At 44.9% G+C, this 17,008-nt stretch carries 14 protein-coding genes and 1 pseudogene; 12 read left to right on the top strand and 3 right to left on the bottom strand.

Annotation, left to right across the window (positions count from 1 at the left end; genetic code table 11):
* Nucleotides 1-80: 80 nt before the first annotated feature.
* From DSM107010_RS15305 to DSM107010_RS15315, 3 genes and pseudogenes are all read left to right on the top strand, one after another.
* Nucleotides 81-305: pseudogene (locus DSM107010_RS15305) on the top strand (FAD-dependent oxidoreductase); the annotation flags it as partial.
* A gap of 177 nt (nucleotides 306-482) precedes the next feature.
* Entirely contained in the window at nucleotides 483-1,046 is a 564-nt protein-coding gene (locus DSM107010_RS15310; protein ID WP_106168053.1) for a RidA family protein, read from the top strand.
* A 150-nt stretch (nucleotides 1,047-1,196) separates the two neighbouring features.
* Nucleotides 1,197-1,832 (top strand): hypothetical protein, encoded by a 636-nt coding sequence (locus tag DSM107010_RS15315; protein WP_106168047.1) that lies wholly within the window; start codon nucleotides 1,197-1,199, stop codon nucleotides 1,830-1,832.
* A gap of 42 nt (nucleotides 1,833-1,874) precedes the next feature.
* Here DSM107010_RS15315 and DSM107010_RS15320 read toward each other — a convergent pair whose 3' ends face one another.
* Nucleotides 1,875-3,800, bottom strand: coding sequence for a caspase family protein (locus tag DSM107010_RS15320; protein ID WP_106168048.1), 1,926 nt, complete (start codon nucleotides 3,798-3,800; stop codon nucleotides 1,875-1,877).
* A gap of 475 nt (nucleotides 3,801-4,275) precedes the next feature.
* Here DSM107010_RS15320 and DSM107010_RS38460 point away from each other — a divergent pair, with 475 nt between their 5' ends.
* On the top strand, nucleotides 4,276-4,419 hold the full coding sequence (locus DSM107010_RS38460) for a hypothetical protein (protein WP_158631792.1): 144 nt from the start codon (nucleotides 4,276-4,278) through the stop codon (nucleotides 4,417-4,419).
* Between the two features lie 110 nt (nucleotides 4,420-4,529).
* On the opposite strand, the gene DSM107010_RS42255 is transcribed toward DSM107010_RS38460, so the two are convergent.
* Nucleotides 4,530-4,658 carry a hypothetical protein gene (locus tag DSM107010_RS42255; protein WP_015152774.1) on the bottom strand — a complete coding sequence of 43 codons (129 nt, stop codon included), beginning with the start codon at nucleotides 4,656-4,658 and terminating at the stop codon, nucleotides 4,530-4,532.
* Between the two features lie 382 nt (nucleotides 4,659-5,040).
* Between DSM107010_RS42255 and DSM107010_RS15325 the strand changes: the two genes are divergently transcribed.
* Entirely contained in the window at nucleotides 5,041-8,250 is a 3,210-nt protein-coding gene (locus tag DSM107010_RS15325) for a glycoside hydrolase family 15 protein (RefSeq protein WP_106168049.1), read from the top strand.
* Between the two features lie 115 nt (nucleotides 8,251-8,365).
* Here the strand turns inward: DSM107010_RS15325 and DSM107010_RS15330 are convergent, their stop codons facing one another.
* A complete protein-coding gene (locus DSM107010_RS15330) occupies nucleotides 8,366-8,728 on the bottom strand; it encodes a DUF4351 domain-containing protein (protein ID WP_106168050.1) in 363 nt (120 codons plus the stop codon).
* A 354-nt stretch (nucleotides 8,729-9,082) separates the two neighbouring features.
* Here DSM107010_RS15330 and DSM107010_RS15335 point away from each other — a divergent pair, with 354 nt between their 5' ends.
* From DSM107010_RS15335 to DSM107010_RS15365, 7 genes are all read left to right on the top strand, one after another.
* Entirely contained in the window at nucleotides 9,083-9,829 is a 747-nt protein-coding gene (locus DSM107010_RS15335) for a sucrose-phosphate phosphatase (protein ID WP_015152777.1), read from the top strand.
* A complete protein-coding gene (gene ruvA, locus DSM107010_RS15340) occupies nucleotides 9,826-10,455 on the top strand; it encodes a Holliday junction branch migration protein RuvA (RefSeq protein ID WP_106168051.1) in 630 nt (209 codons plus the stop codon). The genes DSM107010_RS15335 and ruvA overlap by 4 nt, the downstream gene beginning before the upstream one ends.
* A 275-nt stretch (nucleotides 10,456-10,730) precedes the next feature.
* The gene (locus DSM107010_RS15345; protein WP_106168052.1) at nucleotides 10,731-11,633 is read left to right on the top strand and encodes an ABC transporter permease; all 903 of its coding nucleotides are present in this window, start codon (nucleotides 10,731-10,733) and stop codon (nucleotides 11,631-11,633) included.
* Nucleotides 11,634-11,806: 173 nt separating this feature from the next.
* Entirely contained in the window at nucleotides 11,807-12,013 is a 207-nt protein-coding gene (locus tag DSM107010_RS15350; RefSeq protein ID WP_015152780.1) for a hypothetical protein, read from the top strand.
* A gap of 52 nt (nucleotides 12,014-12,065) precedes the next feature.
* Nucleotides 12,066-12,968 (top strand): ROK family protein, encoded by a 903-nt coding sequence (locus DSM107010_RS15355; RefSeq protein WP_106171320.1) that lies wholly within the window; start codon nucleotides 12,066-12,068, stop codon nucleotides 12,966-12,968.
* Nucleotides 12,969-13,050: 82 nt separating this feature from the next.
* Entirely contained in the window at nucleotides 13,051-14,271 is a 1,221-nt protein-coding gene (locus DSM107010_RS15360; protein ID WP_181246572.1) for a mannosyltransferase family protein, read from the top strand.
* A 315-nt stretch (nucleotides 14,272-14,586) separates the two neighbouring features.
* Nucleotides 14,587-16,851, top strand: coding sequence for a cytochrome-c peroxidase (locus DSM107010_RS15365; RefSeq protein WP_127023312.1), 2,265 nt, complete (start codon nucleotides 14,587-14,589; stop codon nucleotides 16,849-16,851).
* Nucleotides 16,852-17,008: the final 157 nt, after the last annotated feature.

A 17,008-nucleotide genomic window follows, 5' to 3' on the forward strand; every position in this document is an offset into this window, starting at 1 on the left:
GCGAGCGTCTTTGAGTTTCATGGCTGATTCCAGACTTAGCTACCTTTCTATGTTAACCAATCTCTGCTCTAGGTAGTAACAACCACTTTGAGAATGGCTTTTCGCTGTTCTGGTCAACAGTGCCTTATAGCAAAGGTGGATGGGCAGAATACACTACTAATGTCAGAACGACTTACTATCCGCGACTGAATCAACCAGATGGCAACATCTATTTGTGCGGCGAACATCTCAGCTACCTCACAGGTTGGATGGCTGGTGCTTTTGAATCTGCTCGTCTCGTCTCTACACAGATTGCGGCTCTATGAGTGTTATTTGTCATTGGTGCGCAATCGGGATTTTATTGACATTCTCCTATCTCCCGTACGGGCGGGTTTTGAAGGTAGATTTCTTGCTGTCGGCATGAATTTTTGGCTAAACCCGCCCCTACAAATGCTTGGCTTTTGATTTTTGATTGTTACCCAAAAATTACCCAAAAATTAACTATGAAACGCTTCATCAATCAACTTCAACTGGGAAAAATTAGTGTTTGGTTATTAGCAATTGTTTGTGCTAGCTTAATTGGTCTGCAAATATTTGGGATTCATCTTCAAGCTGTAGCCAAACCAGCTGCACCGAAAGAGGTAGTGTTTTACGGTTCGCCAACCTCTTCAATTGCTTCAGCCGTCGCCGTACCGGAAGACCAAGCTTACTATTGGACGAGTGGCACAGTCCCACCAGTCATTAATCCCGATGCTCCACTGCGGACGCGCGATCGCTATGGCGATACAAAAACTCAGGCGATCGGTATTCTAGAACGAATTCAAGCTTTGTTGGCAGATGTGAACCTGACGTTATCTGATGTGGTCTATCTGCGCGTTTATCTAGTGGCAGATCCCGCAATGGATAATCAAGTCGATTACCAGGGTTGGTTTGACGCTTACGCTCAATTTTTCAACAATCCAGAAAATCCAGTCAAAACAGCTCGTTCTACCCTGGCTGTGGCTGGTTTGGTCGATCCTGGTTGGTTGATTGAAATTGAAGCCGTCGCCGTTTATCCCAAACGTTAAGAATTCGGAATACCCCTACGGGGAAGCAAGCTACGGAACTCGGAATTCGGAATTAAAAATCTTGCGTGCATCTACACAATTGGGGAGCAATTAAGCGGTAGAGTAACTCAAGTAGCGTTAAAGCGAATTTGTAGACATCAGGCTGTAGCTATGAGTCATAGCAGAATTTTGGGTACGGTATTTATTTTAGGTAGTTGGGCGATCGCCATCTCTCCCGTAACAGCCAATCCAGTAGAGGTTGTAGACTTTACACGCAATTCCCAGACCCTACAAAGTACTCAGTCCAAACAGGTTGATTTTACCGTCAACATCACTCGTCCCCAATCTTTTGCCGAGCTAATACAACAAGCGGAAATCATCGCCGCAAACTTGACCCGACTAGGATTTCAAGAAAACTCCAAGTTGCGCGAAATGTCCGTCCGCATTTTTGGCGAACGTAACGGACAAGAAGCACCTCTATTGTTTGCCAAAGTTTCTCGCTTTGACTGGCAAAAGCAACCTCAAATTCAAAACTGGAGTCAATATTTTACGAGTTCTGGTGTATTGCTTGGTCTAATAGAAGTCGAACAGCAGCCCTCTTCTCCTACGTCTACCGCACCGACTTTCCGTCGCTCTACTCCCCCAACCTCCTCTACTCCTTCAATCTCCACTCCTCCAGTTCCCATTCCTACCCCGCCTACGGTAAAACCATCAAGCAATACATCTCCACCTGCTAATAGTTTGCCTCCAGTTAATTCGCCTCCAGGTGGAGCCAGCCTAGAAGAAGAAGATCCCGGTTATAGGTAAATTAGTCATCAGTGGCTAGTGGCTAGTTGTACTGATAAACGTTCACTGTCCCAGTTTAATTTCCCCTGCTTTATCTGCACTAGCAAGAGTTTTACCATCGGGACTTATAGCTACTGCATAAACATCTTCATCGTGTTTGCTTAAAGTATTGAGCAGCTCGCCCGATCGCGGATTCCATAATTTGATAGAATGGTCTTCTGCACCGCTAATTAGTACTTGTCCGTCCGCTCGAAAAGCCAGAGAATTAATGTGGTCTGAATGCCCTTTCAAAGTATGTAATAAATCTCCAGTTTGTAAATTCCACAACCTAATTGTGTTGTCATTTCCACCACTGGCAACTATATTTCCATCGGGACTCATGGCGATCGCAATGACTCGGCTAGTATGCCCTTGTAGTGTGCTGAGTAATTGTCCCGTGTTTAAATTCCAAACTCTGACTAAATTGTCTGCACCACCACTTACAATCGTGTAACCATTAGGACTAATTGCTACGGCACGAACTGCACTTGTATGTCCGCTCAAAGTTCGCAGTAAAACTCCCGTACTTAAATCCCAAACTTTAATCGTGCGATCGCTACTACCGCTGACAATATGTTTGTCATCGGGACTCACAGCCACAGCGCGAACTGCATCTGTATGTCCCCGCAAGGTACGGATCGGTTCCCCGGTTTGCAAATTCCAAACTTTAATCGTGCGATCGCTACTACCGCTAATTAATTTATCTCCGCCAGGATCGATCGCTACCGACCAAATTGCACCTGTATGAGCATCAGGAATTGTCCGAATTAATTCTCCAGTTTTTAAACTCCACAACTTAATTGCGCGATCGTTACCACAGCTAGCTAAAATTTGACTGTCAGGACTAAAAGCCAGCGACCAAACAGTATTAACATGTTCGAGTACCGTCGGTACTTGGTGATTGTATGTCGTGTCTGCGGCAATAGTTTCGCTCATGGATAGCTGGCGCAAATCTTGCCAGCGAGTTGCACCATAAGCTATCCCTAATATTGCCAAAACTGTCAGTGTAACTGCCCCCAACCAAGATTTTGGTTGGCGTTGAACGAGATCGTCTTCTACCGTTTTTTCCTGCATTTCGCTAGTTAAAACTGCTACCGTACTCTGACGGTCTGCTTCCCAATCTGTACCTCGATCGTCTGTACCTTTACTATGAGCTGCGATCGCTGTATTGAGCGTTGCATTTTCCAACCACCAAAGCGCCGTTCTTTTCATGGTCGCTTTAGCTAAATAAATCTGCTGCGGATCGTCAAATGCGTGTATATTTGGTGCTAAATTTGTCGAAGTTTCTCCTAGTCTTTTCCTAATATACTGATGCATTTCTGCTACAGAAATTGTGCGATCGCGATCTAAATCTGCTGCGCCAGTTTCAATTCCTTCTACTAAGTAATGAGTATATGTTGAGAGTTCAAATCCCTTATGAGAAAATTCTGTTGCTGTATTTCCAGCCGTCAATATTACCCTACCTATTCCTCCTAACTGCTGTTGGAGATTGCCCATCATGGGATTTTTCGTCCATTCATCTACAACCATAGAGTTGTCGGCGCAACAATCGAGAATGACAACCTGTTGTTCTGCCGGACTGTCATTCATGATATTTTTGACTAGATTAGCTGGAATTGCAGTCGGGGCAACCAGTTCTCCGTTGGGATTTTTACAAGTTAAGCGAGTGGGAAAGTAAAATCTGCCATAGCGATCGCTGACGTAATGACCGGAGAAATATAATAATACTAAGTCATCCGGCTGGCGTGTCTGGGCGTTAAATAAAGTCGCGATCGCTAATTGCATTGTCAGCGGATCGGGATTTTTGAGGATTTCTACCTCTGTAAAACCACCCATTTCTGGATGCTGTAAGACCCGTTGCATTGCTACCAAGTCCTTTCCGACCCCAGGTAGCCAGTTAAAACCAGGTCCGTAATCGCTTACGCCGATCAGCAATGCCACTCTAGCCATTGGTGACTTCCTCCCTGATGTCCTGTAGATGCGTCGCCACCAGTCCCTACACGAATTCCAAGTGTTTTTTCATACAAGCCCATGAAAGCTTGATGTTACCTCTCTAATTTTAAAGATAAAGTAAAGCAATTATTATTCAACCGCAAAAATATAGTTTGTCATGTCGTCCTCAAAGTAAAGTTTTTTGGTATTTTTTAATACTCGCCCGAACAAATATTTAGCAGATTCAGGCTTTTTATGCCTGCTTCTAGAGGAAGAGTTGCTCTTGTATAATCAATTACTTAATATTAGAAAGCCAATGCTCGTCTTCTCACCGAACAAGATGCGATCGCGATATTGCCACGACTGAAATAAATTATTATCGAATTACCGCTTGGAATGAAAGCTTTGACGATCTGAATCTACATCTCATAGCAATTCTTGATTGTGTGGATAACATTTGTAGGGGCGCACAGAGAAAGCGCCCCTACCAGACGTGTATTGCATCCAATTGAAAACTGCGATCGGTTTTGAGGCAGGCTTTTCTATTTCTGAAACTAAAGCTATTATCTTTACTGGACGGGTTATTGATTCCCACGGCAAAGAATTATTTTGGAGTCAAGATTTAAGTCGCTCTTAAATTTTTTCACGAATTTTTGTAGAGACGTTACATGTAACGTCTCTACACATGTAACGTCTCTACAGGGAAAACCGATTTAACAATTTATATAGGGTGACTATAATTTTCTACTAACAGCGACGCAAGGAACCGTCTGCATATAGTTGCAGTGGTACTAGTTCAACTTTGCCGTTAGTAATAACTTTGCTGTAGACAATTTTTACCAAAGGAGACTGTTGTTGATTGTATAAAAGTGCCATATCGATTACCTGCCTGTTGATTCGGTAAAGCCAACGGTATAAAAAAAGACAATACTAAGTTACGTATTCAGTGAAAATACTGACAATGTTGTAGCTTAGAGTCGTTAAAGATTTTGCAAAGATATGCGATCGCAGAGTGGGGATTTGATGAAGATTACAATAAATTTTCGTTTGATAGTGGCGATAACTTCGTTCAGCTTCGCTAACGCGATTCAGTGGTACGGTGAGATTTCCAGTAGAATACGAACAAAATCCTAAATCAGCTTATCGTTCTTCTACTTTGGTCGATCTACTCCGAAAGGATGAAATGTAGCGATCTTTGCTTTTCTGTAGATAGCTTCACCACGCAACCGCTTGATTCCCGAAACAGTCAAACTTCCGTATGTACAAAACTGCCGCTCAGTTACCCGCACGACTGGACTATTATTACCATCAGATTAAAACCATCATTTTATCTCGGCAAAATCCGATTTCTGGCTTATTACCAGCTAGTACTGCCATCACTGCCCACGGAGATTATACCGATGCCTGGGTGAGAGATAACGTCTACAGTATTTTAGCGGTCTGGGGTCTGGCGCTAGCATATCGTAAAGTCGATCCCGATAAAGGACGTACCTACGAATTAGAACACAGCGTTGTGAAGCTGATGCGAGGCTTGTTATTTGCGATGATGCGCCAAGCCACCAAAGTAGAAAGCTTCAAACACACTCAAGCTGCCCTAGATGCCTTGCACGCCAAGTACAATACTCAAACGGGTGATATTGTCGTCGGCGATGGTGAGTGGGGACATCTACAACTCGATGCCACTTCTCTATTTTTATTGATGCTGGCACAAATGACGGCTTCGGGGTTGCACGTCGTCTACACCATCGACGAAGTAAACTTCGTGCAAAATTTGGTTTATTACATCGGACGCACCTACCGTACCCCAGACTTCGGAATTTGGGAACGGGGAAACAAAATCAATCACGGTAATGCCGAATTGAATGCTAGTTCTGTGGGAATGGCAAAAGCAGCCTTAGAAGCCATGAACGGACTAGATTTATTTGGAGTTGGGGGTAGCCAAGCATCGGTAATTCACGTTTTACCCGATGAAATTGCCCGCGCCCGCATTACGTTAGAGAATTTGTTACCGAGGGAATCTGCGTCTAAAGAAGTTGATGCAGCCGTATTAAGCGTTATCGGTTATCCTGCGTTTGCCGTAGAGGATCGACGCTTGCTAGAACGCACCCGCAATGATATTATTACCAAACTCCAAGGCAAATACGGTTGCAAGCGATTTTTACGTGACGGACATCAAACGGTGTTGGAAGACACCAACCGCCTGCATTACGAACCGTGGGAACTGAAGCAATTTGAACATATCGAATGCGAGTGGCCCCTATTTTTCACATACTTATTACTAGATGGAATATTTAGAGGCGATCGCACCCAAATTCAAGCATATCAGGAACGCTTGGAAAAGATTGTCGTAGAACGAGATGGCGTGAAACTATTGCCAGAGTTGTACTACGTCCCGCAGGAAAACATTGCCGCAGAAAGGGCAAATCCCCAAACTCAAACTCGTCTACCAAATGAGAATGTCCCCTTAGTTTGGGCGCAAAGCCTGTATTTTCTCGGTCAAATGTTAAGTGAAGGGCTAGTCTCAATTGGCGATATCGATCCTCTAGGAAAACATTTAAACATCGGTCGTCGCCAAGAAGCAATGGTACAAATTGCCTTACTTGCAGAAGATGAAGATTTACAAGCAAAACTAGCGGTTTACGGCATTGAAACCCAAACACCATCACAAGTAGAACCAATTCAAGTCCGCCAAGCTGGAGAACTATCAACTGTCTACACCCAAATTGGACGCAACGACAAATTAGGTTTGACAGGAAGACCAATTAGACGCTTGCGGAGTTTAACGACTTCGAGAATCTTTCGGATTCGCGATGAAACCGTGGTGTTTTTACCTTCTTTTCTCGATCCCCAACAATTTTATCTCACCCTCGATTACCACTTTCTAGTCGCACGACTCAAAAGCGAACTTGCATATATTAAACACCATTGGAGTGATTTAGGGCGACCGACAGTAACGCTGATGTTAACTCATACCATGCTAGAAACGGAGAAAGAAGCGTTATTACCGTTGATGGAGGAACTCAGAAGCGGTGTTTGCAACGGCGTTCACGTTAAGCTAGGACGATTGCAACAGTTGATGCTAACGGCAAAAACGGAACGGATTGATTTCTTGCATGAGTTAAATTTTACTCGCTTAGCAGTCAACAAGACCGCACAACGCAACTATTATTTAACGTTTCATCCCGAAAAAAACCTACCTCTAGGGATTACTCAAGAATTTCAACTAGAGTGCGAAACCAATCTCAGTCTACTATTAGGACAATTACGGGCTTCAGAAAATCTTTACGAGCAAATAGAGTTATTGCAGACATTGTATCGCTTACGCGGCTTAGATTTTGATACTGGTTTTGGCACTGGACGAGTGACGGTTGGCGATTTATTGGATGAAGTTTATACCAAGGCGGGAAATCTGTGCTTGTGGACGATTGTACGCCGCGCCGCAGGACTGCGACGGATGATAGACGTGTCGCTTTCAGACGAGGTGACATCAATTCTAGTCAGACAAAAACAAATTGCTGTAGGTAAGTCTTACAGCGAGGCTTCCTTGATTACCCAACCGATGTCTAATCAGGAAATTGGGGAAAAAATCGACCAGTTTTGTGGCGAAGATATTCGCGATCGCGTTTTGACACAAGAAATGCTTAACTATTTAGGGGTATTAATTCGTACTGAACCCCATTTATTTAAGGGATTACTGACATTGCGGGTTGGTTATTTAATTCTATTAATTACCAGCGAATTAGGACAGGAATTAGGGCTAACTCAAGATGAAGCATACGAACATTTGATGCAACTATCCCCATTTGAAGTGAAAATGCGCCTGCGCCAAGTTTTAATTGGTTATGAGGGGATGAATCAAGTCTTGCGTCAACGAGAATCGCTACACGTCAAACAGTCAGAAAGCGATATTGAATGGGTAGTCCTGCCTGAAGCTACAGATGAAGGCTTTGTCCCTTTGAGTGGCTGGCAACAGCAGCGACACTGGGATGGGTCGATGAACCGCGTTCCTCAAGACTTTTTCCAACGAGTTTGGCGGTTAATGAAACACTCTAAAGGCGTGATTATTGGCGATAAATTAGAACGACGCAATCGTTTGGATAGCGAGTTAATTCTAGCAGAAATGACATCGGGAGAAAAAAACTTTGCCCTACGAGTCGAGCATTTACTCAATAAAATTGAAGCCCCAGAATATCGACAAGTTAATATTGAAACGCTAATGGAATTAGCAGCAATTTGCGATCGCAATCCTAATTTGCAAATAGAAGAATATATCGTCTTAGATGTATTAATCGGTCATGCCGTGCGTTTAGCCTGGTTAGAACGTTTCCCTGAAAAAGCAGACCGTTACGATGAATTTAAAGCCTCTGCATGGCGTGCTTTTTACAATTCTTCACCCAGAGAATGCGCTAGTGCTGTCGTGAAGGCATTCCGATTCTTATCCGAATTTGGGCAATCTCAAGCAGCATGAGAAAGTCAAAAGTTCAAAGTTAAAAGGCAAAAGGCTGAAAACTCTAATTTATTAGATTTCTAGCTGGCTGCGTAATGCAAATTAGATATTAGCAGCATAGTAGAATTTGACTTGCTTAGCTTCCTTGACTCTGCAACCAGTTAGTCAAATTATCAGCATTAGAGAAATCTAATAGTGCTTCTGCTAAATCTTCTAACTGAGTAGTAGTTAAACTCCGCAAGCGTTCTTGGACTTCAGGTTCTATCGTTCCAAGGCGGCGGGTGAGTTGGCGTAGCACAACTGCTAACTCGCCTTCCTGCTTGCCTTGTTGTATGCCCTTTTGAATAATATCTTGATAAATTACGGATTCCCGCATAATTTCCTCTCGAAATAGTTGTTGAATTAAATTCTGCTCAAATCTTAGCCCTGCTATAGCAGTTCTAAATGATTTGTAAAGTAGGCTTCTAGCCTGCCGCAGGCTAGAAGCCTGCTCGTTCATGAATCAAATAGGATTGCTATATTAGGGGATCTTGCAATAAGGTAACTATTTTTTTTCGATCCCCCAACCCCCTTAAAAAGGGGCTAAGAAAAAATTACATATGCAGTTAATACTAATATTTAACTCAAGGGGGCAAATATGGCTGAGCTTACTAGAGATGAATTTCAATGCAGATGGAAACGCAGATGAATGCTGATGTTGGTGCAGCCGCAACCATTGGGTACGCGGATGAAGAGTGAATGCAAGCAAGATATCTATTTTGACTTTTGATTTTTAACTTTTGACTTGCTCGATCTCATCGATCGCCACTTAGTCCTAAACTATTTGATGGAGTAGCTGGTATAAGAGGTAGTTGTGAAATTTCTCTTCGTAACCGACTTAGATAACACCCTCGTAGGTGACGATCGCGCCTTATCAGAATTAAACCAAAAACTAAGTTACCATCGCCACGTACACGGCACGAAGATTGTTTATGCAACAGGGCGATCGCCCATACTATATCAAGAATTGCAACAGGAAAAAAATCTGATCTCCCCTGATGCTTTGGTTGCGTCAGTGGGGACGGAAATCTATCTCGACGGGATTGATAACTCTTATACTGCTTGGTCGAAACAACTCGATATAGGCTGGGATCGCGATAAAATTTTAGCGATCGCCGCTCATTTTGCCGATCTGACGCTACAAGCAGATTCAGAACAGCGTCCCTATAAAGTTAGCTTTCACTTGGCTCGAACTGTAGCAGCAGAACTATTACCTCAATTGGAATCTACCTTGAAACAGCAAGGCTTAGAAGTCAAATTAATCTATAGTACCGGAACCGATTTAGATATTCTGCCCTTACGCGGTGATAAAGGCTTAGCAGTCAAGTTTTTACGTTCAACTTGGCAAGTTTCCTCAGAAAAAACAGTCGTGTGCGGCGACTCTGGTAACGATATTTCCATGTTCGCCACCAGGGAAACCAAAGGAATTATCGTTGGTAATGCCAGTTCTGAATTACTAGAATGGCACGAAGCAAACCCAGGTGGCGATCGCTACTTAGCCCAAGCCCCCTGTGCAGGTGGTATCCTAGAGGGCTTAGGTCATTTCGGTTTTTTGGGATGATTAGCTATCTCAAGGGTACAGTTGCCAGCATTATCAAAAGTAGCAGCAATCGCGTCATCCTGATTCTAGAGGTGAACGCTTGCGGCTATGAAATGCAAATTCCCGCCCGACTATCGCAGGAACTAACTGCTGGCGAACAGACACAAATCTTTACCCATCTCCAAGTGCGGGAAGAACAGCCATCACTGTACGGTTTTGGTTCTAGCGTACAACGAGACTTATTTCGCTTGTTAATTAGCGTTAGCGGCATTGGTGCGGCACTGGCGATCGCTTTATTAGATACTTTTGATATCTCCGATCTGGTACAGGCGATCGTCAGCAACAATACCCAACTCCTGCTACAAACCCCTGGTGTGGGTGGCAAAACTGCCGAACGCATTTGTTTAGAACTGAAAAGCAAATTAGTCAGTTGGAGTCAAACAGCTGGACTCGCCACAACGACAGCCGCCATACCCTTAGCCCCAAATATTTTAGAAGAAGTGCAAGCCGCACTCCTCGCAGTCGGCTACAGCCCCAGCGAAATTTCTCAGGCACTAACAGCTGTCAGTCAAAACGCCCTCGTACCGAAAAACGCCAGCCCCGAAGAATGGATGAAACAGGCGATGACTTGGTTGAGTAGCCAATAAAGTAAGTCAAAAGTCAAAAGGCAAAAGTCAAAAGAATGGAACCCTGTTGGCGATCTCTTTATGGCTAATATTCAGGAAGTAGCGAGCTTTCGAGCAAATGAAGAACTCATGGTACAAGCGCGAACTTGTAGTAAATTGAATTGTCCTAGTTCATCCGCTGTTTGCTATAAATGCGTAACAGCACAAGTTTCAAAATTTTGACTTTTGACTTTTAACTTTTGACTTATTTTTAGGTAACAATAGTCTGCGTATCGCTCCTGTTAGGGCAAACATGCATGAGTGTGGCAAAACGTCAACTTCCCAGATTGATTCGATTTTCTGGTCGTCCCAGCCTTTCCTTACAACTGACAGCTATCGGCTTAGCGATTACCCTGATTTTTTTAGGCATAGCAATACTCGCTCCAGTATTTCAAGCTTGGGGATGGATTCAAAACCCTACAGAGTCGCTCATTAACCCAATTCACGATCCACCTTCCCTCAAGTATTTATTTGGCACGACGCGCCAAGGTTATGACGTATTTTCGCGCACGCTATACGGCACTCAAGCGGCGTTGCAAGTGGTGGTGTTAGCCACAGCCTTTGGTTTAATTATTGGCGTACCTTTAGGTTTAGTCAGTGGCTATCTCGGTGGCAAACTCGATCGCATATTGTTATTTTTTATGGACACGATCTACACGCTACCAGGACTTTTGCTTTCGGTAACGCTAGCCTTTGTCGTCGGTAGAGGAATATTAAATGCTGCGATCGCCATCAGTATCGCCTATATTCCCCAATATTACCGTGTCGTCCGCAACCACACCGTTAGCGTCAAAACCGAATTATTTGTCGAAGCTGCCCAAGCTATGGGAGCCTCAACCGGAAGAATTCTAACTCGATACCTCTTTTTCAACGTCGTGCAGAGCGTACCAGTATTATTCACTCTCAATGCTGCCGATGCCATTTTAACGCTGGGTGGCTTAGGATTTTTAGGGTTAGGACTGCCAGAAGAAACACCAGAATGGGGTCACGATCTGCGTCTTGCCCTCGAAGCACTGCCAACAGGAGTATGGTGGACGGCGCTTTTTCCTGGCTTAGGCATGACATTAATGGTTGTAGGATTGTCTTTACTGGGTGAAGGCTTAAACGAATTTATCAACCCCCGTTTGCGAAAAGACAGTTGGAGTCAAACACCACCATAATGAATTCGGAATTCGGAATTCGGAATTCGGAATTAAATCAAACACCTCACAACGCCAGTTGCTCATGGGGGTAACCCCCAAGACCGCACTGGCTCCCCCACACCCCACACCCCACACCCCACGACCCGTTCATCGGTTATCTTTGAAAAGCCTTGTTTGAAAAAGTAAAGACGATGAAAGATCCGATATCTTTAGTTGCTGCTGCTGCTGGTGGTTTGATGCTTTCGCTTGCTGCTGCGAGTATTATTCATGCCGCACCCGTAACAGCTTTGAAATCGCAGCCAAATGTAGGAGTGTCTCATGGCACAACTCTACAGCGATCGCTCGGTCAAAATAAACAAAGTAGATATTGCGATCGCAACTGGCAGCAAAATCAGTGACCAGTGACCAGTGACCAGTTATCAGTTAACGTCAGCTAACAACAAATGACAAATGACAAATGACCATCAAGTCATCGGTATCGATTTGGGCGGCTCGGCAATTAAGTTAGGGCGATTTTTGCCGGATGGGACTTGCTTGCAGTCTTTAACCGTACCTACGCCCCAACCAGCTACGCCAACAGCGGTACTATTGGCAATGGTAGAGGCGATCGCTCAAGTCGATCCGCAACGGCAAGCGGTGGCGATTGGTGTCGGAACTCCCGGTCCCGCTGATGCGGCGGGGCGAATTGCGAAAGTTGCGATTAATCTTCCTGACTGGTACAACGTTCCTTTAGCCGATTGGTTAGAAGCAAAAACGGGTTTACCGACAGTCGTTGCTAACGATGCCAATTGTGCGGGCGTAGGGGAAGCGTGGTTGGGGGTAGGGCGCAAGTTCAAGCATTTTATTTTATTGACTATAGGTACGGGTGTCGGTGGGGCAATTATCCTTGATGGCAAACTATTTAGCGGGCATCGCGGCGCGGCTGGGGAACTGGGGTTAATCACCTTCAATCCTGATGGTCCACCCTGTAAAAGTGGCAATCAAGGCTCTTTAGAACAGTACGTTTCGGTAACAGCGATCCGACGGCGCACGGGCAAGGAACCAGCCGAGTTAGGCGCTTTGGCTGAAGCTGGAGATCCCGCGGCTTTGCAATTTTGGTCGGAATATGGTAAGGATTTAGGAGCAGGGTTGGCAAGCCTAGTCTACGTGCTATCGCCAGAAGCAGTGGCGATCGGTGGTGGTGCGTGTGCGTGTGCGGAGTTTTTCTTTCCGGCAACATGGGCTGAAATTGAGCGTCGAGTTGAACCCTGTTCCCGCGAGGGTTTGCAGTTAGTTTGCGCCGAGTTAGGCAATCAAGCCGGAATCGTGGGAGCGGCTAAATTGGCTTTGACAAAGGTAGTTGGTAACTGGTGAGTGGCTAGTGACTAGTGACTGGTGACTAGATAAACAGCCACTAGCCACCAGCCACTAGTCACTCTCTACTGATAACTGAATAATGAGAAATGAATTAAGATTTGCTGCTTGTATGTGGCTGCTGAGCCGCTCGGTGGTAGCAGTAGCGATGTTATTCATTGCACCTGCACTACCAAAACCACCAGGAGGCGTTATTCCTAATTTTGGTTGGCGAGTTTTTTCTCATTGGGATAGCGTCTTTTATCAACAGATTGCAACTTCTGGTTATGCAGGAGACAATGTTGCTTTTTTTCCGTTGTTTCCTCTGTGTATCCGTGCTTTGATGCTGCTGGGGTTATCAGCAGAAGTGGCGGGGGTATTAGTAAATAATTTGGCGTTTTTAGGCGCATTATTATTACTAGCTAATTGGATGGCTCGGCAGTATGGAACCAATGCAGCCCGGTGGAGTGCAGCCGTATTAGCTTGGTGTCCGCTGTCGTTGTTTGGTACGGTAGTCTACACGGAAGGGCTATATTTACTTTGCAGTACGGCAACCTTACGCGCTTTTGAATTTAAGCAGTATCCTGGGGTGGCGCTGTGGGGAATGTTGGCAACGGCGACTCGCCCAACTGGAATTGCGATCGTGCCTGCCTTAATTATCGCTGCTTGGAAAGAGCGCTGCCAATCGATCGCCTATCTTGCTAGCTTGGCAGCTGGCAGCGGTCTATTACTCTACAGCCTCTACTGTAGGATTTATTTAGGCGATTGGCTGGCTTTCGGACGCGCCCAGCAGGAATGGAAGCGATCGCTAGGGGTTGACGTACAAGGTTGGTGGAAGATGCTGATGCAAGTTGTTGTCGGCACTGCTAACTGGAAGTCTGGAAGGATCGAAGATCCGCTGCATCCGTTGTTGTTTATCGCGATAATTGCTTTGGCTTATTGTCTTTGGCGCTGGCGTAGCCGATTCAATCCAGTTAAGGTAGGCTATGGTTTTTGCGTACTCGTTTTGGCTTTGTGGCTGTTAGCAGGCGATCCGTTGCTGAATACGGTTGCTGTTTTAGGTGGGATTTACTTGTTATGGCATATGCGCCACCAACTAACTACTATAGCGATCGCCTATGGTTTTTGTGGTTTAGGATTGTTACTTGTTTCTGGTAGTACTTGGTCATTGACTCGGTTAGTTTACGGAATCATCTCGTTACCAATTGCACTTAGTTTATTACTCTCCCGCCATCCACGTTGGGGATATATAACATTAGTTTTTTTCACCATTTTACTAATCTTATTCTCAGTCAGATTTGCCCAAGAACTTTGGGTAGGGTGAAATCAGTTATCAGTGACTAGTGACTGGTGGCTAGTGACTAGAAAGGAGTCCAGCCATCAGTTTGATGATTGAAAAAATCTCAGTTACGCCAGCGCGTAACGCACCAAAAACTTAGAGTGATGCGTTAGCGTTAGCCTTTGGCGTAACGCATCCTACGTATATTTCTGTCAACTGTTAACTGTCAACCAACAACAGATGACAAATGACGAATAACAAATGACAAAATATTACGATTTTAAGTAATTAAGCTAAACAATGTTGTTTTGTGGAAGCAGAGATTTTATCTCTACTCAAACCAACAAAGGGAATTTTGCCATGAGTCATGGTTTGAAGCATAAACCACCAAACGAGTTATCGAACAAGGAAAACGAAACAGTTTTTTATCGTTTTGTGGCTCGGTTTTTTGCTAAATTAGCAGCTACTTTTTTGGCTGGTATCCGCCTTTTTACCTCATTTTTAGCTCGGCAGATTGGAGGAGATCGACTATCGAGAAAACTCAAAACTAGTATTACGATCGCCCTACTTGTGATTTTTACAGTCTTAACCGGACATACTGTATCAGCACAAGTTGGTAGCCCGCCAATTGTACCTTTAAACCAAGTATCCATTCCCGAACCCGACAATATTGGCGAATTTATTCGCAACAAAACCGCTGCGATCGCTTTGGGAAAAACTTTATTCTGGGATATGCAACTCGGTACGGACGGTAATGTCACTTGTGCCACCTGCCACTTTAAAGCAGGTGCAGACAGCCGCTCTAAAAACCAAATCAACCCAGGATTAAAAGCAGGCGATCGCGTATTTAATCTTGTTGGCGCACCTAATTACCAGTTAACAGCGGCAGATTTTCCCTTTCATCAGCTAGAAGACCCCAATAATATCGCCTCTAGGGTTATATCTGACAGCAATGATATTGCAGGCTCCCAAGGGGTATTTCGAGCTGATTTTGTCGATATCGTGCCTGGAAGCGATAAAGATAACGTCACGCCACAGCCAGATGATATCTTCAGAGTCCAAGGTATCAACACGCGGCGCGTCACAGATCGTCACTCTCCAAGTGTTATCGATGCAGTCTTTAACTTCCGTAATTTCTGGGACGGCAGCGCCCAAAATATATTTAATGGAGTCGATCGCTCTGGCTTGAGAAACCCAGAAGCTTTAGTCTTACAAGCCACTAACCGCAGGCGCTTGCGGGATGTACCAGTCAGAATTAAAAATTCGTCTTTGGCTTCCCAAGCCGTAGCACCCATAACCACAGCAGTTGAGACAGCAGCCGAAGATTTGCCAATAGCACCATTAGTCATCGATTTATCTGATACGGATAACACCGTGAGGGTGAGGGATACTAACGGTAATTTAGTTGATAGTAACAGTGCCGATATCGCCGCCTCAACAGATGCGATCGCGGAAACTAGCGCTACGACAGCACAATCGACTCGCCGGAGAATCATCAGGAGAATAGGGAGAAAGGCAGGTAAAAAACTCCTGGCTTTGCCACCTTTAGCAAAACAGCGCGTTGCTGCCGATGACAGCGTTTTAGGAGCTTTTAGTAAAGCACCTCAGCCAGGTTTAAACAAAACCTACGAGCAGATGATTCAAGAAGCTTTCCAACCTCAGTGGTGGGACTCTAACATGGTGATTCGCGTCAATCCGAATACGGGTAGGCGGAGATTCTATCGCCGACCGCGAAATCGCCCTCTATCAACAATTGAGTATACGCTGGCGGAATACAATTTCTCGCTATTTTTTGGATTAGCAGTTCAAGCCTATGAATCTACTCTAGTTTCCAGCCAAACGCCCTTCGACCAATTCTTAGCAGGAAACCGCAGTGCTTTTACCCCGCAGCAACAGCAGGGATGGCAGCTTTTCACTCGCAGGGGTTGTATTGGCTGTCATGCAAGTACAGAACTAACTGCGGCTTCGTTTCGGAATGTTTCTGGTCGTGGCAGAATCGGTAGAGCGCCAATTCCTGGAACCCCTGTGGAAGATACGGGATTTTTTGCCATTGGAGTTAGACCTCCACAGGAAGACGTTGCTTTAGGTGCTGATGATGGGTTTGGCAATTCGCTCTCTGAAGCACGGTTGGCACAGCAAGGGAAATTCTCGCAACTATTAGGAGAAAATCCACCCACGCTCGATCCACCCCTAAGTCCCAGCGATAGCATCCTGGCGAATGGAGCCTTCAAAACTCCAGGACTGCGAAATGTGGAACTGACTGCTCCTTATTTCCACAACGGCGGAACTTTGACTTTGGAGCAAGTGATAGATTTTTACAGTCGCGGTGGAGATTTTGGCGGTTTGCCAGTGCTGAATTTGACCACTAATGAAAAACAAGCGTTCGTCGCCTTCCTACGCGGACTGACCGATGAGCGAGTTCGCTTTCAAAGAGCGCCCTTCGACCACCCACAGCTTTTTGTTCCCAACGGACACCCAGGTAACCAAAATGCTGTAGTTAATGATGGTAAAGGACAAGCCACAGACGATTTGCTAGAAATTCCTGCCGTGGGACGTAATGGAGGCAATCCGATTCCAGATTTCCTGTCTAATTTCTCTACGACGGGGACAACTTTGAGTCAGTAAACAGTTGTCAGTTATCAGTTATCGGTTGTCGAGACGTTACATATAACGTCTCTAGGAGATTTACGATCGCCTAGCCGATTTGTCGGGCTTTTTTCTTTCACAATTATGATGGCTAATATTCGGTATATCTAGATTAGCGATCGCCATATGTAAATGA

The sequence above is a fragment of the Chroococcidiopsis cubana SAG 39.79 genome (genome assembly GCF_003991895.1).
Lineage (GTDB): Bacteria > Cyanobacteriota > Cyanobacteriia > Cyanobacteriales > Chroococcidiopsidaceae > Chroococcidiopsis > Chroococcidiopsis thermalis.

Coding starts and splice junctions, on each gene's coding strand:
- DSM107010_RS15310 (WP_106168053.1), top strand. CDS start 483: ATGAAACGCTTCATCAATCAACTTCAACTGGGAAAAATTAGTGTTTGG.
- DSM107010_RS15315 (WP_106168047.1), top strand. CDS start 1,197: ATGAGTCATAGCAGAATTTTGGGTACGGTATTTATTTTAGGTAGTTGG.
- DSM107010_RS15320 (WP_106168048.1), bottom strand. CDS start 3,800: ATGGCTAGAGTGGCATTGCTGATCGGCGTAAGCGATTACGGACCTGGT.
- DSM107010_RS42255 (WP_015152774.1), bottom strand. CDS start 4,658: ATGGCACTTTTATACAATCAACAACAGTCTCCTTTGGTAAAAATTGTC.
- DSM107010_RS15325 (WP_106168049.1), top strand. CDS start 5,041: ATGTACAAAACTGCCGCTCAGTTACCCGCACGACTGGACTATTATTAC.
- DSM107010_RS15330 (WP_106168050.1), bottom strand. CDS start 8,728: ATGAACGAGCAGGCTTCTAGCCTGCGGCAGGCTAGAAGCCTACTTTAC.
- ruvA (WP_106168051.1), top strand. CDS start 9,826: ATGATTAGCTATCTCAAGGGTACAGTTGCCAGCATTATCAAAAGTAGC.
- DSM107010_RS15345 (WP_106168052.1), top strand. CDS start 10,731: ATGAGTGTGGCAAAACGTCAACTTCCCAGATTGATTCGATTTTCTGGT.
- DSM107010_RS15350 (WP_015152780.1), top strand. CDS start 11,807: ATGAAAGATCCGATATCTTTAGTTGCTGCTGCTGCTGGTGGTTTGATG.
- DSM107010_RS15355 (WP_106171320.1), top strand. CDS start 12,066: ATGACAAATGACCATCAAGTCATCGGTATCGATTTGGGCGGCTCGGCA.
- DSM107010_RS15360 (WP_181246572.1), top strand. CDS start 13,051: ATGAGAAATGAATTAAGATTTGCTGCTTGTATGTGGCTGCTGAGCCGC.
- DSM107010_RS15365 (WP_127023312.1), top strand. CDS start 14,587: ATGAGTCATGGTTTGAAGCATAAACCACCAAACGAGTTATCGAACAAG.